Here is a 26,658-nt window from a genome sequence, read left to right on the forward strand (position 1 = left end):
GTCTGGAGGAGCGCGAACCGAGGCCGGGACCGGCGCTTGCAACTTGAGCATAAGCGATGCGCGGAACTCCGTGTATTGTGCGAAGTTCCACACGGGCGTGCGAGAGGAAATATGCGAACTCAACAGGAGTTTGACGATCTTGAGCGTCATTGGAGAGATCGTCTTACTGGACGCTCGCTCGTAATCGAAGCAAACGCCGACCCTGCCTATGCTGCCCGAGCCTTTGCTGTTCTCGGGCACAACTACGGTCTACTGCGGACGCGCCAGCAACGCGTGGCTCTGCTTGAGCGGTACAGGGGCGCACTCGCGGTGGGACTGTGCGCAGTTGGAGCGAAGAGTTACGGTGACGGCTCATTCTGGCCCGACGTAGCGAGGGCGTTCGGGCGGCCTCTTGCGCAAACAGATCAGGGCGAAATCTCGACTGCATTTCGTGCTGCCCTGGACTACTTCGGACTCTCTCGCTTCACCACGCCGTTGCGCAATATCGGCGAGATTCTTATGCACGCTGGGGTTCCCATAGCGAGCCTCGAATCGCTCGCTCGATTGCTGCAGCGGCGTAGCGCCGTCACCGCCGGACTAGACGGGCGGCTATTCGTTGCATGGGTCCGGACTCTCAATCAAGGTGCTGCAGCTGCCTACGGGATCGATGCTCCGACATGGCGGTTCCTCTCTGAGGGGGGCGAGATCGCGGAAGACTTCGCCGACCGATGTCTTGCCGTCTTGGAGGGAGCAGCGGTCTCGGACGTCGACAACAACTCGGCGGAGAGTCTCCCCGCTGCAGTGGTCGCAGAGCTCGGCCGGCTGCTGGACACCGGCTCGTTTGACCAGGTGAGGGTGCGCCCGACGGCGAAGGCAAGCGGCGAAGCGTTGTATCCGCGGCTTCGTTTCCGCGCGCGCGACGGTGTCTTCGTCGAGCTGCCGGCCCTGGAACACATCAGCGAAACCGACGTCACGTGGCGAATTTCGGCGGAGGGTCGCACGAACTTCATCGAAGTGCCCGCGCCATGGCCCGGAGATCCGGTGAAACCGCGCTCCTCGTCCGTCGGGCACCCTGCCAAACAGGTGAGCGTGACCGTGATGCCCGGGAACCAGACGTGGAACCTCGAGCTCATCGACGTTGAAGACCCCGTGGTGGTCTTTGACGCGGAGACCGGGCACCTTGTTCCGCCGAGAAGCGACCTTCCGAGAGGGAGTGTTTGGGTCGCGTTTGCGAATCAGGGCGGTTTGCCGCCCGGTCAGGTGATCGAAGCGGACGATGACATCCAGGTGCTCGGTATCGCGGATACACCGTACGGATGGCGCGGGTGGTCCTTCGCGGAAATCGCTACAAGCTCGCTGTCTCGACTTCGTTACCGCGGGACGGAGCGGTGGCGCTACGTTTCCACGACCGTTCGCCCGACGGTGACCGAGTTTTCGCCGATTCCGTTCCTTACGACGGCGAGTGGACAGCGCGTATCCTCCACCCGACCCAAGGTCGTTCTGCCGAGCGCCTACAACGCAGCAAGTGAAACAACGGCTGCTGTCAGCTGGGTCGTCACGGTGGCGTCGGTAAGCAACCCGAACAAGGCCTGGTCGCAGTCGTTCGAGGCTTTCACGAGCAGTCGAACAGTCGACCCTTGGCGCGACGAGGAAGCTTTGCTCGGCGAGTTCACAGTGACAGTTCGGGGGCCGCTTGGGCGCGGACTCTCGACTCGCGTGGCAATTGCCGAGGGTCTTCAGGTCAGCGCGTCAACGCAATTCAGGGAAATGGCTCAAGACGGCACCGGCCTGGTGCCGGCAACCGTGCGGCTCCGTTCGCTATCCGAAATTATGGCGACGACAGTCCCGGACATCACGCTCTCCCCGTCTGATCGAACCATCGACGCCATCGTGACGGCTGGCGGCGACACGATGGCAGTAACTGTGACGCTCCCGCACATGACGGTGGAATCACACGGCCCGGTCAGCCAGTCCCCGTCGATTCGGCCGCTGTCAATCAATCTCGAGGACCTTGGGTCTACGGAGCTCCTAGTGGGCTGCCTGCCGAATCGAGAGGCGGAGCTATACCTCGTTTCGGAGGGTGAGATACGCCAGACAGTCCGGGGCTCCGCTGCCGACAGCCGAGGAACCCGAACCTTCAATCTGGCGCAATTGAGCGAAACGGCGACGCAAGCGGGAAGTGCGAGCCTTTTGCTGCGGGCTGAGGGAAGGTCTATGCCCGTTGCCATCGTGCGCCCAAAGCGGCTCGCTCTCTCTGTTGCGATCGACGAGCAGCGTTGCCTGCGGGTCAATGGCGCGCTTGCAGGCGCCGACATCGCCTGTGCAATCTACCCGGCCTTCGCTCCGTGGCTGAAGCCCTACGTCGTCCCGCTTGAGGATGGGATCTCGGCGCCGTTGGAGGACAGCGTGATTCGCGAGGGCACCGCGAAAGTCATGCTGCGGGTCGAGGATCCGTGGGCACCGGAGCCGTGGCCGCGCATCGTGGATCCAGACAACCCCAACGTGTTCGACGTGTCGTTCGGGCCGGTCGTCGATGTGCCGGCGAAGTCCGACTCCGGGTTCCGTTCGTGGTTGGCACGAACTGAAAGATGCCCGAGCTCAGTCGAGACACTGCCTCTTGCTCTGAAGATGTACACGCTGCTGAGAGAGATCCGTCCGGCGGCACCGCGGCGAACCCTGAGGCGAGAAATCGCTGGAGCAGTATTCCCGAACCGGGAGTCCGTCGTCTCCGCGGTGCTGGCTATCGACGCGCCTGCAGCCAACTTGATGCGACTCTTCGTCGAGGGTGGGGTCGTGACGGTGCCCGGGGAAGCGTGGGCGTCCGAACCGCTGTTGTGGACGTACAGTGTTGCCCTCGGCATCCTGGCGGACAGCGACCAAATGCAGACGGAAGAGCGAGACCTCTTTCTCAACGCTCTCGCCACGCACGCTGGGTCCGCGGCCGTTTCCGTCGTTATGGAGGGTCGAGACGACCACGCATCCGTAGGCAAGTTCGCCCCTCACCTGCGGGCGATGCACATGTGGCCCCAGGAACGAGTTAACGAAGTTTGGGCGGCGGCGAGCCCCCTCCCAGGCCGGTTTCTCGATAAGGATCCTCGAGCGAGCGCGGCGAAGGAACTGTTCGACCACCGCAATGACCGCGAGCTGCGTCCGCTCATCGAACAATCCCGGCCGCTGCTCACAGCGATTCGCCAACTGCTCGCCGGCGAGGTGGGGTCACATGCCCTTGAACCGCTCACGGCACGCACGTCCGAAGGCGGCTGGATGGACCTGCCGGCTCTCTCGCTGGGTCTCGGTCTGTGTGCGCGGCTCGCCGCCATGGGAAGCGTTGAAGGGAACCGGCTGTACCTGGCGACGCGCACCGAGTACGCCGACCTCGCGCACGCGGCCCCCTCTATCGTTGAACGCGATCTCGGCCTCGCTGAACTGTGGCTGACCAAGTGGAGAGCTCAATGACGACTATCGATCCGCTGAAGGTGAGCGAGCGCGTCTCGGATGCTTATCGCCGTTATCTGGGCTCACTCATCGCCCCGAAAGATGCGGGTCTCGCATCTGGTTTGACCCGAGCCATTGACGAGGCCGTGGGCGAGGGGATCGTAAAGGGTCCGTATCTAGAAGCTACGCCTGCGTATCTTCCCGGCGCGAGTGCACGCACGCTCATCGAGGAAGGCGTCCTAGGCCAGCGCTTCGAACGGTTTAGCGGAGCAATGCCCTTGGACCGCCCGCTGTACTGGCATCAGGAGCAAGCGATCCGGAAGGTACGTGCCGGCCGCAACGTGGTGGTGGCAACCGGTACCGGTTCGGGTAAGACAGAGAGTTTCCTTCTGCCGATCCTCGATGCGTTGCAGCGAGAGGCCATGGCGAACACGCTCGGACCAGGAGTTCGCGCACTGTTGCTGTATCCGATGAACGCGTTGGCGAACGATCAACTCAAGCGGCTCAGAATGCTCCTTGCGGATACTCCCGAAATCACGTTCGGGCGCTACACCGGCGACACCAAAGAGAAGCCGTCAGATGCCGAGGCACGTTTTCGTGCACAGCACCCGGGTGAAACGCGGTTGCCGAATGAGCTGCTGAGCAGGCAGGAAATGCGCGATGCGCCGCCCAACCTGCTCCTCACCAACTACGCAATGCTCGAGTACCTTCTCCTCCGCCCACTCGACCTCGACCTGTTCTCCGATACACCTAGCGGGAACACCTGGCGATTCATCGTCGTGGACGAGGCGCATGTGTATGACGGGGCGACGGGCGCGGAGGTAGGTTTCTTGCTCCGGCGCCTAAAGGAGCGAGTCGCCTCTGGCAGCAGCATTCAATGCATCGCCACCAGCGCAACTGTTGGATCCGATTTGACGAGGGCTGCGGCTTTTGCCACAGATCTCTTCGGTGAGCCGTTCGAGCACGGCTCTTCGGAATCGGCGCAGGACGTCGTTACCGCAAAGCGTGCAACCCAGGGGAGCGCTGAAGCGTGGGGCGCGTTCGCGGCGGAAGATCTGGCCACGGGCGTGGACGATCTGTTGGACATCGGGAAGAAGCGCGGCGCGCCAGGTAGCACGCTCTTCGACGTGTTGGCTGGGGAGGAGAACGTTCGGGAGCTGAAGCGGCTCGCCTCCGAAAAGGCACGAACCCTGGGGGAGCTGAGTGCACTCTTGAGCGACCGGCAGACCGTTTCCCCACAGGACCTGGCACGGCTTGTGACCGCAAGCGCCCAGACTCGCGATTCCGCAGGTGAGCCCGTTCTGTCGGCGAAGTATCACCTCTTCGCGCGCGCGACGGAGGGGGCTTTCTCCTGCCTGTCTCCGACGGGTCCTCACGTCACCCTGGCCCGACATGAGGCCTGCCCCGTGTGTGACTGGACGAGCTTCGAGATTGCCGCGTGCCAGTCGTGCGGCGGAACCTACCTCGTCGGCTCGGAGGTCATCGAAGCCGGTGGCAGACGATTCTCCCCGAAGAACTCCGAACCCACCCGCACGGTTTGGCTTTCCCTCGAGAGTGGTACCACCGACGACTATGACGAAGACAGCGTCGTGCTCGACGAGGAGGAGTCGGTCGAGACCGCCGCGATCACGCTCTGTACTCGGTGTGGCTGGTTGGACCAGAAGAATGGCGACAGCTGCAAGAACCCGGAATGCAGAGGAAGCCGCGCAGTCACCGTCACTCGTATCAACCGGGCTGGGGAGTCAATCAAGAAGTGTGTCCAGTGTGGTTCAGCGCGCTCGCGAGTCATCCGCCGCTTCGAGAGCGGCAATGACGCATCCGTAAGCGTCCTGACTACGGCCCTGTATCCCGAGATCCCGGGTTCCACCGACGTCGAAGAGTCGCTACTGCAGGGCGGAGGGCGGAAGCTCCTCGTCTTCAGCGACAGCCGGCAACAGGCAGCGTTCTTCGCCCCGTATCTCGAGACGACCTATGGACGCCTGGCGCAGCGCCGGATCCTCTACTCCGCGGTCCAGAGGGCGCAGTTCGACGGAGAACCTGCACCGGTGGCAGACATCGCCACAGTCGCGCGAAAGCTTGGGACGGAGAGCAGGTTCTTCGATCCGAAGGCGACCGCGCTGGCAAATCAGACTGAGGTTGAGACCTGGCTGCAGCTGGAATTGATGGGCCTCGACGAGCGGATGTCGCTGGAGGGGACCGGTCTAGTCACCTGGCGGATGTCGGAAGCCGTCGGTGAGCTTCCCATCGCCCCTTTGACCGCGCTGGGCTTGACGGCGGCCGAAGCGGCGGACCTCTGCCAGACCCTGGTTCGAACGCTGCGGATGCAGGGGGTTCTCGCGGCCCAGGAGCACGTCAACCTGCGGGACGAGGTGTTCGAGCCGCGTCTCGGCCCGCTCTATGTGCGACCCAACGGGTCGGATCCCGCCCGGAAGGTCGTGAGCTGGTCACCCACCCGCGGAAAGAACCGGCGGTCCGAATTCCTCGAAAAGGTTCTCGCCTCGCTCGGCCGCTCTGAGGCGGAGGCCGACGAACTGCTCGCCGGCGTGTGGAGGGCACTCGTTCGCGATGCCGGCCCCGGCTGGTTCGTCGGACGCTCCGTCGGCACCCTTGGGCAGGTCTACCAAGTTGATCCGTCGATGATTCAAGCCCGCGTGGTGGACAACGGAACCCAGCTCTGGCGATGCAGCGTGTGCCGACGGGTTACGTCGCTAAATGTGCGGGCAGTGTGCTCGACGTTCAAGTGTGCCGGCCGACTCGTTGACTGGGCACTGCCGCCAGCCGGGGACGACGAGGATCACTACCGAACCATCTATCGGTCCGGTGAACCGACTCCGTTGACCGCGAAGGAGCACACCGCCCAATGGAACTCGGATAAGGCGGCTGAGATCCAGCAAAGTTTCATCAGCGGCCGAACGAACGTGTTGTCGTGCTCGACGACGTTCGAGCTCGGTGTCGATGTGGGCGACCTGCAATCCGTCGTCCTTCGGAACGTTCCGCCGACGGTTTCGAACTATGTTCAGCGGGCGGGACGAGCGGGACGGCGGACTGACAGCGCCGCTCTCGTTCTGACCTACGCGCAGCGGCGGCCACACGATCTGTCCATATTCGGCAACCCGAGTCAGTTGATCACCGGGGCCGTCCGCGCACCGGTCGTGCCCGTCGAGAACGATCGAATTGCACAGCGGCACATCTTCTCGATCGCCATTGCCGCCTTCTTCAAGAAGGAGTTCACGGCAAGCAACAGGGTCTACCGAACAGCGGACGCGTTCTTCTCGCGCCCGGACAATGGCACCTCTGGTGCCGACCGGCTGGTCTCATGGGTGAAATCCCGGCCGGTCGATGTCGAGCTTTCGATTCAGGGGGTGCTTCCAGAGTCACTGAAGGCGGCCGCCGAAACGGAGTGGACCACGTGGTCGACCGCGCTGGAAAAGCTGGTATTGGAAGTCTCCGAGGAGTACCTCGAAGAGAGCAACTTCTACGAGAAAGCTACTGACGAGGCATTCGCGGCGCGGAACGGCAGGCTCGGCGACCTCTACAAGCGGATTCTCAAGACGATCAACGAGCGCGAGCTGCTCGGTTTCTTGGCGAACAACAACGTCCTTCCGAAGTACGGCTTCCCGGTGGACACCGTTGAGATGAAGACGCCGTGGGGTGAGGCGGCCGGTGCCGCCGACCTGGAACTGTCGCGGGACTTGTCCCAGGCGATATTCGAGTACGCGCCTGGCGCCACGCTGGTGGCGGGCGGGTACCTCTGGGAATCGGCCGGCCTGGCACGGCGAAAGGAACGCGAGCTTCCGCCGAAGTACTACCGCATCTGCAAGAAGTGCGACCTTTACACGGAAGGTCTCGAACCAGAGGAGGAAGCCTGCCCGGACTGCGGCACCTACCCCGACGGCACCCCGCGCAAGTACGTCGAGCCGCGGTTCGGCTTCGTCGGCGAGGGCGGAAAACAGAAGCCAGGGGATGCACCGCCACGGATCAGTTGGCGCGGTGAAACAAGGATCGCCGAATCGGGTCAAGTAGCCGACGAGCGAGTCATCGAGTTCGCCAGCTCAGCGGTGACCTGTTCCATCCTTGAGCGCGCCAAGATGGTGCGGATCAACACCGGGATCGGGGATGCAGGATTCCGCGTCTGTGACTGGTGCGGCCGTGGCCTCTCTGGGATCGAGAAGGCACCCTCCTCGCATACCAACCCGTTGAACGGCAAGCCGTGTAGTGGTCACTTCAGCACGCTTTCGCTGGCCCACAAGTATGAGACCGACGTCGTCCGCCTGCAGTTCACTGCTACCTGGCACGGTGCAGATCCGGACCAGACGGCGCAGTCTCTTCTCTATGCCGTGCTGCAAGGTGCATCCAACGCGCTCCAAATCTCGCGAAGCAACATCGACGGAACCGTCGGCGGCATCGCCGCCGGTTCGCCGGAGATCCACATCATCGATACAGTTCCCGGCGGCGCAGGTTACGCACGACTGATCGCATCGTCCATCGACCAGGTGCTGGCGGCGGCTCTCGACGTCGTAGATGATTGCGAATGCGGTCCAGAGACGACGTGTTACATGTGCTTGCGCACTTTCTCGAACCAGCGTGTTCATGACCTTATGTCTCGGGAGAGCGCCGCGGCTTATCTCCGAAGGGTGCTGCTTTCGTCGCTAACCAACGTGGTCGACGCCGGAAACTCCAACGTTGATGTCCCGCCGCCACTTTCTGGTTGGGATGCGGTCATGACGCTCGGCGACCCGGCTTTGGCCGGACTGGCGAACGTACTCCGTGCAGCGGGCGTTCAGCCGCCGATTGTGGGAATTGACGTAGGCCCTAAGAATGACTGGCAGGTCGAGTGGGCATGGCCTGCCGAGCGCATCGCGGTCACTACGGATTTTGACTCAAAGCGGGACGACTGGTTGGTTTCGAATGGCTGGCGGCTCCTCGAGGCGCATGAGGGCTTCAACGCTGAAGAAGTGCAGCACCATGCGCTCGAGGTACTGGCAGTCGCTGTTGCCTGACTCCAGCCAGCTTCGTCGCGCACTGCTTCTTGTCGCGGGGTCGGCGGACGCGAAGAAGGGTTCGGCGCGGTCAACGAATCGGGAATGCCGGATACCGCGGCGGCGTGATCGATATGCGAGCGTGCGAGGGGACAAGTGACGTATCAAATCCGAGAGGTGTGGTATGAGTGACGTAGATCGGAGCATCGAGGGCGTCGCAAAGACGGTTGCCGCCGTGCTGGCGAATCAGAAGTACTCCATCGACTATTACCAGCGCGAGTACAAGTGGGAGTCGAAGCAGATTGCCGAGCTCGTTGCCGACCTAACCACCAAGTTCCTCGACCTGTACGAGCCCGACCACGAGCGAGAAGACGTCGCGAAGTATCCGGGTTACTACCTCGGGTCGATCATCGTATCCCAAAAGGGAGGCGAACCATTCATTGTCGATGGTCAACAGCGGCTCACAAGTCTGACTCTGCTGCTTACGTTTCTTCGTCGCCTGCAGCAAGACAGAAGTGACAGGGTCGATGTCGACTCGTTGATCTTCTCCGAGAAATTCGGGAAGAAATCCTTCAACCTTGACGTCGCCGACCGCGTCGACTGCATGAGGGCGATCTTCGATCGCGGAGGTTATGAGCCGACTTCTGCGGACCCTGAATCGGTGCACACGCTTGTGGCGCGGTATGAGGAGCTCGACGGGCTCTTCCCAGATGAACTGCGTGACGCCGCGTTGCCTTACTTCATCGACTGGCTCAAGGACCGCGTTCAGCTGGTGCAGATCACCGCCTATGCCGACGATGATGCCTACGCAATCTTCGAAACGATGAATGACCGCGGGCTCAAGCTGACCCCAGCCGACATGCTCAAGGGATACTTGCTCGCCAACATCCAAGACGGGATGCCGCGCACGAAGGCGAATGAGCTCTGGCGGAAGCGCCTGCGTGAACTCGACGACAAGGCGGAGGACGCGAGCTCCGACTTCCTGAAGACCTGGCTTCGAAGTCAGTATGCGGACAAGATTCGTGAGCGAAAGAGGGACGCCCGACCGGAAGACTGGGACCGGATCGGCACGGAATTTCACCGCTGGCTCCGAGCGAATTACGAGCGCGTCGGCCTCACGAACCGCCAGAGGTATTACGACTTCATCGCGGTCGACCTGGAGTTCTATAGCCGGCAGTACGAGCGCATCCTCGTCGCCTCGCAACGAGCTCTCGACGTGGCCAGTCCCTTGAGGTTCGTTCGTTACAACGCGGATCACCGCTTCACGCTGCAGGATCAGTTGCTGCTTGCTCCGTTGCAGGTGGGGGACAGCTCGACGACCATCGATCGCAAGCTTGAGCTAGTCGGCCGATTCGTGGATATCTTGCTCGCCTGGCGCATATGGAATTTCCGCGCGACGGACTATTCGACGATGCAGTACGCGATGTTCACGGTGATGCGAGACATACGGAGCCTTAGCGTCGAGGATCTAGCGGAGGCGCTGCACAAGTACCTAACGAACGTCACGGAGACCTTCGACAGCAACGACGACCTCTACGTGCACCAACAGAACCGTAGGCCATTGCACAAAATGCTCGCCCGGATCACTGATTACATCACCGTCGCTTCGGGGCAAGCTTCCAACTATGTCGAGCTGACCAACGGCGCGAAGGTGAAGTACGAGGTCGAACACATCTGGGCCAACCACTTCGAGCGTCATACCGACGAGTTCAGTCATGAATCCGACTTTGCTCGCCACCGGAACCGCATCGGGGACCTTCTTCTGCTGCCCAAGCAATTCAATGCCAGCTACAACGACGATCCCTATTCACAGAAGCGACCGCGTTACTTCAGTCAGAACCTCCTCGCCGCAAGCCTCGACCCCCAGGCATATGAGAAGAACCCCGGCTTCGTCGCTTTCGCGCAGTCCACCGGCCTTCCGTTCAAGCCTTTCGTCGACTTCAAGGCAGCTGACGTGGTGGAACGCGGTGAGCTTTACCGCGCGATCGCTAAGAAAGTGTGGAACCCCGACGACCTGATGGCGGTCGCCGAGGAAGACGGTTGATCCCCTGCGTTGTGAGAATAAAGGCTCTCGCGGGTCCTCCTTCTGGGGGTCGTTCGCCCCGCCGAGCCGCTCTAAGTTGTCCCTCGGACATCGAAAACTTCCCTATCATCGTCCGAATACGGCTCCACCAGAACCAGGGGCCGCTGGGGGTACTTGAGTGACTGCCGTGATTGATGAGGACCGCCGCGCCCTGAACGTGGCGCCCGGATCCGTCGTCGTGGTGCGTGACGAGGAATGGCTCGTCACCTCCGTCGACGAAACGGACGACGGCCCCCTGCTGCACGTCTACGGCCTGAGCGAGCTTGTCCGCGACACCACGGCGAGCTTCTACCCGAGCATCGAGGGCGACGGCATCGAGGTACTTGACCCTCGAGAGGCGAAGGTCGTTGCAGACGACTCGTCGGGATACCGGCGCGCTCGCCTATGGGTCGAGTCCACCCTCCGCAAGTCGGCACTGCCGCTCAGCCACTCGGAACCCACCGTGAGTACCCGGATGCTCGCCAACCCGCTCGGATATCAGCAGGCGGCCGTCCGCCAGGCGCTCAGCCCAGAGAATCTGCGCCCCCGCATCCTGCTCGCCGACGCCGTTGGGCTCGGCAAGACCCTCGAAATCGGCATGATCCTCGCCGAGCTAGTGCGACGCGGACGTGGCGACCGCATCCTTATCGTCACCCCGAAGCACGTGCTCGAGCAGATGCAGCAGGAGATGTGGACCCGCTTCGCGCTGCCGTTTGTGCGCCTCGACTCGCTTGGCATCCAGCGGATCCGCCAGCTGCTGCCGGCGACCCGGAACCCGTTCACCTATTACAAGCGCGTCATCATCTCCGTCGACACGCTCAAGAGCGAGCGGTACCTCGCGCACCTGCGCACGCAGAAGTGGGATGCGGTCGTCATCGACGAGTCGCACAACCTCACCAACACCAACACGCAGAACAACGCCCTCGCCCGGGTGCTCGCTCCGAACACCGAGGCGCTCATCCTCGCGTCGGCGACCCCGCACAACGGAAAGCCGGAGTCGTTCGCCGAGCTGGTCCGTCTGCTTGAACCGACAGCGGTGCGACCCGACGGGTCTCTCATCGAGGAAGAGGTGCGCCGCCTGGTCATCCGGCGTCACCGCCAGAGTCCCGACGTCAAGGCTGTTGTCGGAGCCGACTGGGCCGAGCGGATGCCACCGCAGCATCTCCTCGTCCCGCCATCGCCCGAGGAAGACGCGATCGCGCGAGAGCTGGACGAGGTCTGGCTGCACCCCACCACATCGTCGCCATACTCCGGGGCAAACTCAGCCCTCTTCCCCTGGACGCTCGCCAAGGCGTTCCTCTCATCGCCCGAGGCGCTCGCTGAAACCGTCAAGGAGCGGCTCTCCCGAATCAAGTTGAACGCCGGCCCGGAAGCGGCACGGGAGCGGGACGCCCTCGAACGCCTCGCCCACCTGGCAGCGGCTGCACTCGGCACCCGTGCCGGCAAGTTCGCGGCGCTCGCGACGCACCTCAAGTCGATCGGTGTGGGCAAGGGATCGGACACGCGGGTCGTGATCTTCGCCGAGCGTCTTCCGACCCTCAACTGGCTCGCGAAGGCGCTGCCCGAGGAGCTCAAGATGCCGACGGCGGCGGTCGACATCTTGCACGGTGGCCTCACCGACGAGCAGCAGATGCAGGTCATTGAGCGGTTCAAGCTCGAGTCCGCACCGGTCCGCATCCTCGTCACCGGTGACGTTGCGTCCGAGGGCGTCAACCTCCACAAGCAGTGCCACCACCTGGTGCACTACGACATCCCGTGGAGCCTAATCCGCATCGAGCAGCGCAACGGCCGCATCGACCGTTACGGGCAGAAGCACCGCCCGCAGATCACCACACTTCTTCTCGACCCATCGAGCGAGCGGTTCAGCGGGGACCTCAGGGTGCTCAGCCGCCTCCTCGACAAGGAGGAGCAAGCGCGACTTGCGCTGGGTGACTCCGCGGCCCTCATGGGCGAGTACGACGTGGCTCGCGAGGAGGAGAAGATTCGTCAAGCGCTCGCCGGGAAGGTCTCGTTCGACGAGGTCGTTCCCGAAGTAACCAGCGCACTCAACGATGACCCGGTTGCCGCGTTTCTCGCGTCGTTGGGGCAGCTGTCGAACGCTCCAGCACCGGACCGGCCGAAGCAGGCCGAAGTCGGCACGGGCCTCTTCGGCAACGACGTCGAGTTCCTGCGCGAGGCACTGGAGGAAGCCTTCATCACTCCCGGATCGCCCGCCCGGTCCGGCGGTGTCGACTGGCGCGAGTTTCCGAACGATCAGGTGGTCGAACTTGCACCTCCGGCCGATCTTCGGCAGCGCCTCGAGGTCCTGCCACAGTCATACCTCGCCGATCGTCGGGTGGTGGAGAAGCTGACCCTCGCAACGAACGTCGAGCGCGCGCAGCAGATCCTGTCAGCCGCGCTGACTCAGGGGTCGACGTGGCCGGAGGCGCACTTCCTCGGCCCGCTGCACCCGGTTCTCGACTGGGCCGCGGATCGCGCACTGTCGGCGCTGGACCGCAACCGCGTCTTCGTCGTCCGCGGTGCGGTCGATGCGCCCCGGGTGCTCCTGCTCGGCACACTGACCAATCAGCGCGGACAAACGGTCACCGCCGCCCACGTCGCCGTCGACTTTCCCGCCGGCCCTAGTGGTTTCCATCCCCAGACACCGTACGGAAGCGCCGCGGAGATGTTGGCGAGTGCCGGCGTGCAGCCTGGTTCGTTCAATCCGGGGCCGGTGCCGGATGAGAGCGGGTACTCGGAGCTGATCGCGCCGGCGGTCGACGCGGTCGAGCAATGGATGCTGAGGACCATGGAGTCCGCGCTCACTGCAACCGATGAGCGGGTTGACAGCTGGGCCCGCCGGGTTGAGGCGTGGGAGCACGACGCCGGCGCCCTCGTCCAGACAGCGCAGGTTCGGCAACGGCGCTCGACTGTCGACCGGGAACGGGAGCTGCTCGAGCAACTGCGCCCCGCTCGGCGCGCGCTCGTCACGCCGCTGCTCGTCGTCGTTCCTCAGGGGGTTCCGGCATATGCCGCTCAGTGACGCATTCCTCGTCGGCGAGGACTGGATCAGCGAGGCGTACTTCACCTCCGACGCGACCAAGCAGTCCTTCCTGGCGCGCGTCATCGAAAGGCGCAAGGACTGGGAGGGGCGCAAGGAGTCGAACGCGGAGAGCCCACTCACCCGCTTCTCGGCGGTCCGAGGCGACCTCACCGCCCTGCTCATCCGCGCCTCGGACGAGAACTCCACAGAAGAAGCACGGAGGGCGGCAGCTGCGGAGGCCGCCGACCTCCTTGAGGCGGCTCTCGGATTCCGGGACGCCGGCCGCAGCTGTCACCGCGACGGTCCCATCACCCGCGTGCAGGCTACGGACATCGAGAAGGATGTCGTCGCGCTCGTGCGCGCAGCTCCGGTCGACAGCATCGAAGACCTGCTCAGCAAGGAGACCGGCCGACTGGCCGAAGCGTGGGTGGATGAGGATGGCAAGGAGATCGCACAGGCTCCCGCTCGCGCGCTGTCCGCCGTTTTCGCCGACCCGGATGCGCCGGCGTACGCACTGGTCTTCGCCGGTCGTTGGGCGCTTGTGGCCGAGCGAACCCGCTGGGCGGAAGGGCGGTACCTGGCCGTCGACCTGCAACTGGTGCTCGATCGAAACGAGACGAAGCGCGGGGGAGAGGTCGACTCCATCGTTGCCGCCATCCACTCCGAGTCGTTCGTTCCCGAGGCGGACGGGACCGTCTGGTGGGATCAGACTCTCGACGACTCAGTGAAACACACTGTCGGTGTCTCGCAGGACCTCCGTGAAGGCATCCGCCACTCGATTGAGGTCATCGCCAACGAGGTCGTCAACCGGCGCGCAGCACGCGGGCTCGAGCCGCTGCCGGCCGAGCAAGCGCAACCGCTGGCGATTCAGTCCCTTCGGTTCCTGTACCGGATCCTGTTCCTTCTCTTCGCTGAGGCGTCGCCCGAGCTCGAGGTGCTACCGGTCAACGCCGCCGACTACGAACGTGGCTACTCACTCGACCGACTCCGCGAGCTCGTGCAGGTCAAGATCGAGACCCCGCGCGCGAAGGCGGGCACGCACTTCTATGAGTCCTTGGCGGTGCTGTTCCGCCTCGTCGACAAGGGGCACTCGCCCACATCCGGTGATGCATCCGAATCGGATGGTTTGACCTTCAACGCCCTGCGCGCCGACCTCTTCAAGCCCGAAGCGACCGCCCTCATCGACGAGGTCGGGCTCGGCAACGCCGCGATGCAGCAAGTGCTCGACCGGCTGCTGTTGAGCCGCGCCCAGTCCGGGAAGCAACGAGGCTTCATCTCGTACGCGGAGCTCGGCATCAACCAGCTGGGTGCGGTGTACGAGGGCCTCATGTCGTACACGGGGTTCTTCGCCACCGAGCCGCTGTATGAGGTCGCCCCGAACGGTGATTCGAGCAAAGGCTCGTGGGTGGTTCCGGTTTCGCGTGTCGACGCCACGGCGGATGGCGAGGAGCAGTGGATCCAGCCACACTTCGTGCTCCGCGAGGATGAGATCACCGGAGCGAAGGTTCCTGTCCGCTATGACAGCGGCGAGTTCGTATTCCGCCTCGCTGGCCGCGAACGGCAGCAGTCGGCGTCCTATTACACCCCCGAGGTCCTCACTCGGTTCACCGTCTCTCAGGCGCTCGAGGAACTCCTCGACCAGGACGGCAAGCGGACCAGCGCCGAGGAGATCCTCCAACTGACCGTCTGCGAGCCGGCGCTCGGCTCCGGCGCCTTCGCCATCGAAGCGGCGCGGCAGCTCGCTGAGCAGTACCTCGCCCGGCGGCAGGAAGAGCTCGGCGAGCGAGTCGATCCGGAGGAGTACCCGCGCCAGCTGCAGCGGGTGAAGGCGTACATCGCCTTGCACCAGGTCTACGGAGTGGACCTCAATGCGACGGCCGTCGAGCTCGCGGAGATCTCGCTCTGGCTCGACACGATGGCACCGGGCCTGCATGCCCCGTGGTTCGGCCTTCACCTACGTCGCGGAAACTCGCTCGTCGGTGCTCGACGAGCCGTGTACTCGAGGGACCAGGTGGCCAGCAAGTCGTGGCTGACGGCAACCCCACGCGAAGTCCCGCTCTCCAGTGAAGCTGGCATCAACGGCGCCATCCATCACTTCCTTCTTCCCGCCTTGGGATGGGGATCGGCAGTCGAGGCAAAGGAAGGCAAGACGCTGGCGCCGGACGACGTCGCCGCGCTCAAGGCGTGGCGCCGGTCCATCACGGCAAGGCAATCGAAGAAGCAAGTCGAAGCGCTCCAGGAACTGGCGCATCGAGTTGAGGCGCTGTGGGACCTTAGCCGACGGCGACTCGCGATCGCGGACCGGGAGATTCGGCGCGCGATACCCCTCTGGGGCCGGGAGGCAGATGAAGCCGGCATCGTGACGCGTGAGCAGATCGAGGCGTCCCTCGCTGACGAGGATGGGGCCTACCGCCGCCTCCGTCGAGTGATGGACGCGTGGAACGCACTGTGGTTCTGGCCGCTTTCTCGCGCGACCACCGATGGTGTGGCGCCGCCCACACTCGAGGATTGGATTGATGCGTGTCAGCGGCTGCTCGGGCGTCATCGCGAGGTGAAGGCCCGGGCGGCGGCTCAAGGGCAGACGATGATTGGTCTGGGGTCGGACTGGACCGCACTGGAAGACGAGGAGCGGCTCGATCTCGGCTTCGCGGGTGCAACGAGTGTCGAAGACGTGCTCACCATGCACCCGTGGCTTCGAGTCTGCGATCGAGTGGCTGGGGAGCACGGTTTCTTCCACTGGGAAGTCGAGTTCGCCCCCGTTTTCAGGCGAGGAGGGTTTGACCTCCAGGTTGGGAACCCGCCGTGGGTCAGGCCGAAAGCCGACACCGAGCTACTGATGGCTGAGGCGGACCCATGGTGGAAGCTGGCGGGGAAGCGTACTGAGGTTGAGCTGAAGGAGCATCAAGACAAGGCGCTTTCTGATTCCGGTGTGCGGGCGTTGCTGCTGGAATCGACGGGAGCGACAGCCGCAACAAGCAGCTGGATGTCAGACCGGTCAAACTTTCCCGAGCTCTCGGGACAGACTGACCTGTACAGGGTTTTCATGTCCAGGACATGGTCGCTGATGGCGCCACAGGGTGTCGTGGCTTTGATACACCCCGATTCGCATTTGACGGACATTAAGACGGGCGTGCTTAGGTCGCACGCTTACCAACGCCTCCGACGACATTGGCACTTCGAGAACGCCCTACGCCTGTTCGAGATCGGTGGGACACGCCAGTACGCCGTCAATGTGTACGGGAGTAAGGGGCAGGCGGTCAGCTTTCTGAGTGCGTCCGCCCTTCGGCCGGAAACTATTGCTGGTTCATTGGTTCACAATGGCGACGGACCGGTACCGGGCGAGCGGGATGATGACAATCGTTGGGATCTTCGCTCACATGCGCAGCGAATCCTCACGATTACGCCAGATGTTCTCCGTGCGTGGAGCGACCTGCTCGAGAGCACCGCTCCCCACATGGAGACGCCCATGGTTTTCCTACCGAATGCCGTCTTCGGCCGGTTGCTGGCGAGGATGAGCACGTTGCCCCGCTTCAAGGCGAGCAACTTCGAATTCTCGCCTGGTTGGCATGAGCGAGACGACAAGAGGCGCGGGCGCTTCGATGTGGATTGGGGACGGCCCGAGTCTGCGGACGATGTGATCCTGCAAGGCGTGCACATTCGCGGAATGAACCCCCGATTCAAGTACCCTCGCGAAACCCTTAAGAGCAAGGGAGACTGGGTGAACGTCGACTTGGAGCGACTCGGGCCGACGGAACTGCCTGTGACCTCGTTCAAACCTCGTATTCCGATGGAGGACTATCGGGCCGCCTACGACAAATTCAGCGGCCGAAGCGCGTTGGACTTCTACCGCATCGCTTGGCGGAACATGGTCGCCAAACAAACCGAGCGGGCGCTGATGCCTGCGTTGATTCCGCCTAAACATGGTCACGTTGACGGCATCTACTCCATGGGAGGCGATGTCCCCGCGACGCTGCTGGCGAGTGCGGCTGGCCAGCTGTCGTCCATGCTCAGTGATTTTCTCGTCCGGGTAGTCCCGAAGTCGACCATTAGATCGGGGACGATCGCTCGACTTCCCCTCGTGGTCTCGCACCCGCTGGATGACGAGCTGGTTCTACGTGTGCTTCGTCTCAATTGCGTGACGTCCGAATACGCTGACCTCTGGGCTGCGGCCTGGCGGCCCCGTATGGCGGAGCTCCAATGGACTGGCGGATTGGACTATCCCGGCCGCCGAACTGTGGGCGCCGTGGAGCGCGAGTGGACACCTGCCTCCGCACTCCGGATCGCAAGTGATCGGCGACAAGCGCAAGTCGAGATTGACTGCCTCGTCGCTCTGATGTTCGACGTGTCAATCGACGACCTCTGTAACTTGTACGCAACTCAATTCGCAATTCTTCGGAAGTATGACCGAGTTCGCGATTACTTCGACCGCCGGGGCCGTTTGGTGCCCACGAGTGTTCTAGCTCAGATGCGTACCGAGAAGCGCGATGTCCGAGGAGGTTCGTATCCGCACTGCAACGAGGACGGGTTCGAGTACGTATATGAAGCTCCGTTTCGAACGCTGGACCGTGAGTCGGACATGCGTCAGGCTTACGCATGGTTTGAGCGGGTTATGCAGGAGCGGTCATGAGCGAACTGCTGCCATCCGAGCTCACTCAACGCATCCGAGAGTCGCTCATCGACTACTTAACGACGACCTTTGCGCTTGCAGACCAAGACGCACAGAGGGAGCTCGAGCGATTCCTTGAACGCGATGGAGAAGGACTCTTCCGTGGTCCATTTATCAGGACGCGCCTGCCTTTTCGCCCAGCCGACCGCGGTTGGGATCGCACCCTCGATTGGATGCCGGACAGTTTCGTTCCCTATGGCCATCAAGCCGCTTCGTTCTTGCGGTTGAGCTCGACGCCCTCCGTCAATTCGCGACCGATGCCAACCCTGGTAACCACTGGGACAGGGTCCGGTAAGACAGAAGCATTTCTCATCCCGATCATCGACCACGTGCTCCGCGCGAAGCGCGAGAACGTCGGCGGGGTCAAGGCACTCATCCTCTATCCGATGAACGCTTTGGCGAACGACCAGGCGAAGCGTCTCACCGAACTGCTGACCAAGGATTCACGCCTCTCGGCGGTGACCGCCGCGCTGTACACCGGTGAGCAGATCGAGAAGCGAACTCGTGTCTCGGTGAAAGGCCTCATCACAGACCGGACGGTGATCCGACAGAGCGCACCGGACATCCTGCTCACCAACTACAAGATGCTCGACCAGCTGCTGCTGCGTCACCAGGATGCGAAACTGTGGGCCGACTCGGCCACGAGTCTCCAGTACATCGTGCTGGACGAATTCCACACCTACGACGGCGCGCAGGGCACCGACGTGGCGATGCTGTTGCGCCGGCTCGGTGCGACGCTGAAGTCGTACTGGACCGACGCCAGTCCCGTCACGGACGAGGATCGTTCGCGCCCTCTCGGGATGGTAACGCCGGTTGCGACCTCCGCGACCCTTGGCGACGGCGGCGACCCGACCGCGATGGTGAACTTCGCGCGAACCGTCTTCGGCGACGCCTTCGACGCTGACAGTGTCGTCACCGAGTCGCGGCTCTCATTGGATGAGTGGGCGCAGGAGTCCACGGAAGCGGGTGCCGCGTTCCACCCAGGCACACTCGCCGAGATGAACGCGAAGGTGCGAGAGCTGGGCGATTCTCCGGACGGACGTGCGATCGCCGTTGCGGTTCTCAGCGCCCTGACGGCCGAGGACGTCAGCGCCGCGACTTCTGCGGAGCTGCTTGGTCGGGCTCGGCGGCATCCCGTTGTGTTGCGGTTCGTCGAGTGCACCGCCGCAGCGCAACCGCTGAGCGACCTCGCGGATCTCGTATTCAAGGATCAGCCGGCCGGCGCAGCTCCGCAGGAAGACCGCGTCGAGGGTGTCCTCAATCTGCTCTCGATGCTGAGCCACCTGCGCGCGGCCTGTGGTCGCGAGGCTGTCAGCGTCGACGTGCACCTCTGGGTACGGGAGCTGACGCGCATCGACCGCGCGGCCGCCGCGACACCGCAGTTCCGCTGGTCGGACGACGGCGTCGTGCTGGGTCACGAAGCGCTCGACGCGTCCGATGCGGGGGCCCACGAGTCGTTCCCCGCCATCTACTGCCGGCACTGCGGCCGTTCCGGCTGGGGCGTCGTGCTCGGCGCCACCGGCACGGATCTCGACTCCGACGACACCGACATCCGCCGTCGCCACCTCCTGGGGGACGACCGCTTCCGCCCGCTGATCTTCGCGCCGAAGGAAGCCGACTACCTGTATTTCGATCGTGCCGGGCGGCGGATCGACGGGCTCCTCTGGCTCCACACCCGGAACCGGCAACTCACCGCGAACATCCCACGCGGCGGTGACCGCGATTTCGACGCAGGCTACGTCCTGCCCGTCCTCACCCATGTCGGGCCGGACGCGGGGGAGCACTCGAAGAGCGATCTCTGTCCGTCGTGCCAGAAGCCCGACGGCATCCGCTTCCTCGGCAGCGCCATCGCGACGCTGCTGTCAGTGACCTTGTCGACGCTGTTCGGTGACCCCAACCTCGACCCACAAGAAAAGAAGGCGCTCGTCTTCACCGACAGCGTCCAGGACGCCGCGCATCGGGCTGGCTTCGTCCAGTCCCGGTCACATGCGCTTACGCTCCGCGCGGTCCTTCGAAACGCACTCGGCGATGGGGCGATGAACCTCGACCAGCTCGTCGACTCGGCTATCCGGCAAGCGGGCGGCGACTCGTTCGCCCGGTATCGACTCGTCCCGCCCGACCTCAACGCCAACGAATTGTTCCGCGAGTACTGGTCGCCTGGCAGCACCGGCAGCAGCGCGCGGAGGGCCGCTGCCGCGGTCCGCGCCCGGTTGCTCTTCGACACCCTGCTGGAGTTCGGCCTGCAGTCCCGGGTCGGTCGCACCCTCGAGCTGACCGGAAGTGTCACCGCCGAGGTGGATGCCGGGTCGGCAACCGCGCTCGGCGCAATCGGGCAGGCGGTCTGGGAGGCATACGACCAGTCGGACGTGCTCCCCGGAGCGGAAACCTCCATCCCTGACGCCTCAGCGCGGATTCGTTGGGTTCGGGGCGTGCTGGAGCGGATGCGGGAACAGGGCGCGATTCAGCACCCGTGGCTCGACTCGTATGTCAAGGAAGACGGCAACCGCTATCGCATTTGGGTTGGCCGGAACCGAGCCATCGGCGTCCCGGCATTCCCTTCCGGGCGCCCGGCGCCGGCCTTCCCGCGAGTCGGTCCCAAGACGACCGGGGCGAAGTCCGACAACCTGGACACCGTCACCTCGTCGCAGAGCTGGTACGCGCTGTGGACGTCGAAGTGCCTTCCCGGCGTGACGCCGGGGGAAGGGGCGAAGCTGGCTCGCATGCTGCTCGCCGAGCTTGAGCGCCGTGACGTGATCGGGTCGGTCAAGACGACGTCCAGCGCGGATGTCTACTTCCTCCGCAGCGATCAGATCGTGATCGACGCTGTGAGCGAGAACGATCTCGACGGTGAGCGGGTGCTGCTTCGATGCAACGTGTGCGAAGCGCTGGTCCCCGGCAGTGCGACGGTCATCGACCAGCTTGCAGAGGGCCCATGCACCGTTCAGCGCTGCCCAGGCCAGCTGGTTCGCCGACGTGGGGAAGAGAACTTCTATCGGAGTCTCTACTCGTCCACGGACATGCGTCGGGTTGTCGCCCGTGAACACACAAGTCTGCTCGAGTCGAAGACTCGCCTGGAGTACGAGACGGCGTTCAAGCAGAGCGCTGACAACCCCGACGCCCCCAATGTGCTCGTAGCAACGCCAACACTCGAGATGGGCATCGACATCGGTGACCTCTCGGCCGTGTTCCTTGCTTCGCTCCCCAAGACGGTCGCCTCGTATGTGCAGCGCATCGGACGTGCCGGCCGCCTCACCGGCAACTCGCTGAGCATCACGTACGTCACCGGCCGCGGCGAGCAACTGCCGCGGATCGGCGACCCGCTCTCCGTCATCAACGGCAGCGTTCGCCCGCCCGCGACATACCTCTCGGCCGAGGAAATTTTGCGGCGTCAATTCGTGGCGTTTGTCGCAGACGACATCGGGCGGGATGCGGCATTCGATCACCCGACCACCGCTCAGGCGGCGCTCGGGTCGACGAGTCCGGGAAGCTACCTCGGCGAAATCGCCGCCCGTGCCACCGAAGAGATGCTCAACCGATTCCTGGCAACTTTCGACGCCGTGGCGCCAGATGTCGACCGACGGCTGCGCGAGTGGATCTCCAGGAACGGCGACGCGACCCAGCTCGAGCGCTTCCTCGCCGAGGCCGCCGGACGGTGGCGCGCGACGATCGACGAGCTCAGTTTCCGCAAGGCTGCTCTCCTGCAGACCATTCCGACACTCGAGGCCAAAGCTCAGTCGCCGGCGGCCACCGACGAGGACAAGCGCGCCGAACGGGTGGCACGCGCGACGCTGAAGATGACCGATGGCCAGCTCGGCCGCCTCAAGGGCGAGTACTGGATCAGCGTGCTCGAGGAGTACGGCATCTTCCCCAACTACACACTGCTCGACGACTCCGTCACGCTGGATGTGGCGCTCAGCTGGTTCGACCCGGACACCCAGAGCTGGGAGTCGGACAGCATGAGCTACCAGCGCGGCTCCGCCAGCGCGCTCACCGAGTTCGCGCCCGGCGCGACCTTCTACTCCCGCGGCTTCGTCGTCAATATCGATGCGATCGACCTGGGCCAGGACTCGACGGTGCCGACACCCTGGTCATACTGCCCTGCTTGTGGGTATGCGCGGGCGGAGCTTCCGGGGCAACCCGCGCTGAGTGAATGTCCGCGATGCAAGGCGAAGGCCATCGGGGACGTCAAACAGCGGATCGACACCGTGCAGATGACGAGTGTGTCCGCGCAAGTGCGACGTGACGACGCCCTCATCAGTGATTCCCGAGACGAACGTGAGCGCACCCGATACACCGTGCTCACCGCCGCGGACATCGACCCGCACAAGGTCAAATCGCAATGGTTCATCGAAGGCTACGACTTCGGCATGCGCCACCTGCCCGACGTTGACCTCCGATGGGTGAACCTGGGGCCGGCAAGTAAGCAGGCGACCTCCCGACCGCTCGCCGGCCGCGACCTCATGGCTCCGCTGTTCCGAGTCTGTGACACCTGCGGCAAGCTGGACGACTCGAGCAGGTCGAACAGCCGCGAGGAGCACCGACCGTGGTGTCCGCGTCGGAGCTCTCACGAGGAGCACACCCGCACCGTTGCGCTCATGCGCCAGCTGCACACGCAGGGCGTGTTGGTGCGGTTGCCCTCCACGTTGAAGTACGACAAGTTCGCCGTTCCGAGTCTGTCGGCCGCGCTCCTTCTGGGGCTCCGTGAACTCATGGGTGGCGCTCCGGACCACATCGAGATCGCGCGGATCACGGAGCCGGTCGGGGACGACGGCGAAGTCGCGGACGCCCTGCTGCTCCACGACGTCGTGCCCGGCGGAACCGGTTACCTCGCAGATCTGGCCGACCCGGCCCGGGTGTGGTCACTTTTGCATGCCGCGTGGCGGACGGTGCGGGATTGCGCCTGCGCCGACGAGGAGCGGCTGGCGTGCCATCGCTGCCTGCTCCCGTTCGCCCCGCCGTGGGATACCGGAACTGTGGCCCGCGAGACAGCCGAGGTACATCTGCGACGGATCCTGGCCGCCGGTGAGGATGACGTGCCGGATGTTGCGCAGGGTGAACACGGATGGATTCTCGCGGAGGTGCCGACGGTCCCGGACACCTCTGAGCCGGCCATTGAAGCACGATTCCGGGCACAGTTCGCGAAGCGGCTGAAGGCGATCGGTGCGACCGTCAAGGAAAAGCCGACGCCGCACGGCAACATGCTGACGATCACGCTTCCCGGCGACGCCCGCGTCTGGAGTCTTGAACCGCAGGTTCACCTGGGCGCTACCGTTCCTGATTTTGTGCTCCGTTCGACGGACACGACCATCCCGCGAATCGCGATATACACGGACGGGCTCGCGTATCACGCCTCCTTAACCCACAACCGGATCGCCGACGATGCGCAAAAGCGGGCGATACTTCGCTCCCAGGGCTACGGAGTGATCGCCGTCACCTGGAAGGACCTCGACGACGAGTCGGGCCAGCCGGGGACACCTTGGTGGTACAGCCAAGCGGCGGTGCAGAACGCGCTTTCTCTCAACACCTCTCTCGCACCAGGAGTCATCGACGCCGCCCGCGGCGGACCGATGACCATGCTCCTCCGGTGGTTGCAACAGCCGGATGTCGACGCCTGGCGCAAGTTCGGAGACAGCCTGCCGTTGATCTGCGCAGGCAGTGCGCCTGCAGCGCTCCCGGCCGGCGTGTCTGCGGCCACTATCGCAGTCGCTCAATTGACGTCAGCGGCCGTGCAGGCGGGAGCGGCACACGGGGTCTCATCGTCGGTGGGCGACCGACTTCGATTCCTTGCCCTGCTCACGGCCCCGAACGGCGTCCTGTCCACCGACGCGGCGCTGGTTCTCGACGATCGAAGCGAAGCACTTCTCGGCGATGGGTTCGCTAACGACTGGCGCAGGTGGCTGACGCTCTCCAACCTCATGTTCCTCCGGCAGGCGCCGCTTGTCGTCGGTGCGCTGACCCACAGCCAGGCAGGCGTGGATTCGCTGTCTGAAACCGCTCCTGTCGTGTCGTCGGATTGGGATGCCCTGATCAAAATGGCTGTGGGCGACCTGGAGCGCGAACTGCTTTCCGAGCTTGCCGCGCTTAATGTGCCGCATCTTCCCGAGCTGGGAGAGGAGATTGGCGATGGCATACCGCTCGCGATTGCCTGGCCTGAGCGGCAGCTCGCGGTGGAACTACGGCTTGACCCGTTCGAAGTTGAGCAGCTCAGAATCGCCGGTTGGACCGTCGTTCCCGCGCACGCGAAGCACATTCTCGCCGCGCTCGGTCTAGTGGAGGGAGCACGATGACGAACATCATCATGACGAAAGCGACCAACTCGGTTGATGGCGCCATCAAGAAGAAGGTTTGGGCCTTCATGGAGAAGCTCGCGCAGAGCGACGAGCTGCCGGGGCTGCACATTGAGCCGATGAAGAATCCGACGGATCCCCGTGCCCGCACGGGCCGCGTGGACGACAACTTCCGGGCTGTTCTGTTCCGGCTTGAAGGGCAGGCAGGCGAGCCGACCTACGTGTATGTGGGCACTTGGCCACACGACCGAGCGATCGAGATTGCTTGCTCCAGGCGTTTGCAGGTGAACCCGATCAATGGTGTGGCGGAGCTCATCGCCGAGCCGTTGCCGACGTCAGAAGACCTGTTCAGCGCAGCTCCGTTGCCTTCGCCCTCCCGCTCGAGGTCACGACGCGAGGAGGCGGAGACCGAGGTATCGCTCCTGCGAGCTATTGGCATTAGCCCCCGTGATCTAGTTGACCGTCTTGGTATGGAATCCGGGATTGCCGAGCGCGCGTTCGCCGCCCTGACCGAGGATGCGCTCCTAGAGGTCGCGGGTCTAGCGCCAGACTGGCAAGGAATGGCACTACTCGACATTGCGGCCGGAACGGCTATTGACGAGGTTGTCGCTGCCCTCGATGTTGCCCCACGGGCGACTCCGGATCGGAAGAGCGATCAGACGCTCATCGATGCGATGCGTCATCCCGCGTCACAGATGACCTTCGCCTTTGTCCATGACAACGACGAATTGCGTCGAGTGATTGAGGAGGGCAGTTTCGCGAATTGGCGAATCTTCCTTCACCCGGAGCAGCGGCGGTACGTAGAGCGCAATTTCAACGGCCCATTTCGTCTCTCGGGTGGGGCTGGCACCGGTAAGACGGTTGTGCTGCTCCATCGCGCTGCTCGGCTTGCGAGGCAGAACCCTCAAGCGCGCATCATCTTGACGACGTATACCGTCAATCTCGCTGAGAACATCAAGCGAGATCTCCGGGCGCTGGACGAGCAAATCCCGCTGGCGACGGCACTGGGTCAGCCGGGCATCTACGTCAATGGGATTGATGCTCTCGCCAGTGCCGCCCTGAAGCTGCGCCCCGAAGCCGTGCCAGCCGCGACTGAGGCCATCTTTGGCGAGCCGCGTCTAATCAAGGGCGTGGATGCCGCCTCCGATCGCTGGTCTTCTGCACTCGCCGCGAGCGGAGTGAGCGGGCTGCCGGCGGAGATTGCGTCGCCGACGTTCCTGGCTGAGGAGTACGAATCGATCGTCTTGCCAAACACAATCTCGACCCGGGAACGATACTTCACGGTACGTCGCCCGGGTCGTCACGTCGCTCTAGACCGTAGCAAGCGCGATCAGATTTGGAAGGTAATCGCCGCCTATCGGGCGCTTCACCGCATGGAAGGCACCGCGGACTTCGACGAGATTGCGGCCGTGGCAGCGCAAGTTTTTGATGCGGCGGGCGTGCCGCGACCGGCTGACCATGTCCTCGTCGACGAGGGGCAGGATCTAGTGCCCGCAAAGTGGCGTCTTCTTCGCTCCTTGGCCCCGGAAGGCGTCAACGATCTGTTCATAGCCGAGGATTCGCATCAGCGGATCTATGGTGCCCGAACGGTCCTCTCCCGGTGGGGTATCCGGGTCGTCGGTCGGTCCCAACGATTGACGCTCAACTATCGAACGACGGCGCAAAATCTTGGCTACGCGGTGGCTGTGCTCAAGGGCGGAGACTACGAGGACCTTGAGTCCGAGGCGGAGTCGACCGCGGGTTACCGGTCGTCACGCATTGGGCCGCACCCGGAGCGCCGAGGCTTCACGAGCCTCATTGAAGAGTTGGATTACGTGGCCAATCTCATCAAGGGTTGGATAGACGACGACCCCAAGGGGTCGCTCGCAGTGCTCGTTCGTACGCAAGGGCTCAGGGACACCGTTGCCCGCGCGTTATCGGAGCGAGGCGTTCCAGCGTCCGCTGTGGACCGGGTAGAGCGGGGCGGCTCGAACGTCGCCGTGATGACTCTGCATCGGGCTAAAGGTGTCGAGTTCTCGCGCGTCTGCATTGTTGGGGCTGGAGCGGACAACATCCCGAATCCGGCCGTGATGAAGTCGGCGGTGGCTCACGGGGCCGAAGGAGACGCTGAGCTCCGTGAGCGCTCTCTCCTGTATGTGGGAGCGACTCGCGCCCGGGACGTGCTCTCGATCACCTGGACCGGCGAACCGAGCAGGTTGCTGAGTTCGGTAGAAACAGGAGCCTAAAAG

At 63.8% G+C, this 26,658-nt stretch carries 7 protein-coding genes; all 7 read left to right on the forward strand.

The window, feature by feature from the left end; translation table 11 throughout:
• The first annotated feature begins 111 nt into the window (after nt 1–111).
• The 7 genes from JUB10_RS05465 (at nt 112) to JUB10_RS05495 (ending at nt 26,655) form a co-directional block, all read left to right on the forward strand.
• Nucleotides 112–3,435 (forward strand): hypothetical protein, encoded by a 3,324-nt coding sequence (locus JUB10_RS05465; RefSeq protein ID WP_207454656.1) that lies wholly within the window; start codon nt 112–114, stop codon nt 3,433–3,435.
• Nucleotides 3,432–8,414, forward strand: coding sequence for a DEAD/DEAH box helicase (locus JUB10_RS05470; protein WP_207454657.1), 4,983 nt, complete (start codon nt 3,432–3,434; stop codon nt 8,412–8,414). The genes JUB10_RS05465 and JUB10_RS05470 overlap by 4 nt, the downstream gene beginning before the upstream one ends.
• A 163-nt stretch (nt 8,415–8,577) precedes the next feature.
• Nucleotides 8,578–10,437 (forward strand): DUF262 domain-containing protein, encoded by a 1,860-nt coding sequence (locus tag JUB10_RS05475; RefSeq protein ID WP_207454658.1) that lies wholly within the window; start codon nt 8,578–8,580, stop codon nt 10,435–10,437.
• A 166-nt stretch (nt 10,438–10,603) separates the two neighbouring features.
• On the forward strand, nt 10,604–13,477 hold the full coding sequence (locus tag JUB10_RS05480) for a helicase-related protein (protein ID WP_307859105.1): 2,874 nt from the start codon (nt 10,604–10,606) through the stop codon (nt 13,475–13,477).
• Nucleotides 13,464–18,104 carry a class I SAM-dependent DNA methyltransferase gene (locus tag JUB10_RS05485; protein ID WP_207454660.1) on the forward strand — a complete coding sequence of 1,547 codons (4,641 nt, stop codon included), beginning with the start codon at nt 13,464–13,466 and terminating at the stop codon, nt 18,102–18,104. Before JUB10_RS05480 ends, JUB10_RS05485 begins: the two co-directional genes overlap by 14 nt.
• Nucleotides 18,101–24,430 carry a DEAD/DEAH box helicase gene (locus JUB10_RS05490; protein ID WP_207454661.1) on the forward strand — a complete coding sequence of 2,110 codons (6,330 nt, stop codon included), beginning with the start codon at nt 18,101–18,103 and terminating at the stop codon, nt 24,428–24,430. The genes JUB10_RS05485 and JUB10_RS05490 overlap by 4 nt, the downstream gene beginning before the upstream one ends.
• Entirely contained in the window at nt 24,427–26,655 is a 2,229-nt protein-coding gene (locus tag JUB10_RS05495; RefSeq protein WP_207454662.1) for a UvrD-helicase domain-containing protein, read from the forward strand. The genes JUB10_RS05490 and JUB10_RS05495 overlap by 4 nt, the downstream gene beginning before the upstream one ends.
• Nucleotides 26,656–26,658: the final 3 nt, after the last annotated feature.

It is taken from the genome of Desertivibrio insolitus, from assembly GCF_017355965.1.
Classification (GTDB): Bacteria; Actinomycetota; Actinomycetes; order Actinomycetales; family Microbacteriaceae; genus JAFIQW01.

Coding starts and splice junctions, on each gene's coding strand:
- JUB10_RS05495 (WP_207454662.1), top strand. CDS start 24,427: ATGACGAACATCATCATGACGAAAGCGACCAACTCGGTTGATGGCGCC.
- JUB10_RS05470 (WP_207454657.1), top strand. CDS start 3,432: ATGACGACTATCGATCCGCTGAAGGTGAGCGAGCGCGTCTCGGATGCT.
- JUB10_RS05485 (WP_207454660.1), top strand. CDS start 13,464: ATGCCGCTCAGTGACGCATTCCTCGTCGGCGAGGACTGGATCAGCGAG.
- JUB10_RS05465 (WP_207454656.1), top strand. CDS start 112: ATGCGAACTCAACAGGAGTTTGACGATCTTGAGCGTCATTGGAGAGAT.
- JUB10_RS05490 (WP_207454661.1), top strand. CDS start 18,101: ATGAGCGAACTGCTGCCATCCGAGCTCACTCAACGCATCCGAGAGTCG.
- JUB10_RS05475 (WP_207454658.1), top strand. CDS start 8,578: ATGAGTGACGTAGATCGGAGCATCGAGGGCGTCGCAAAGACGGTTGCC.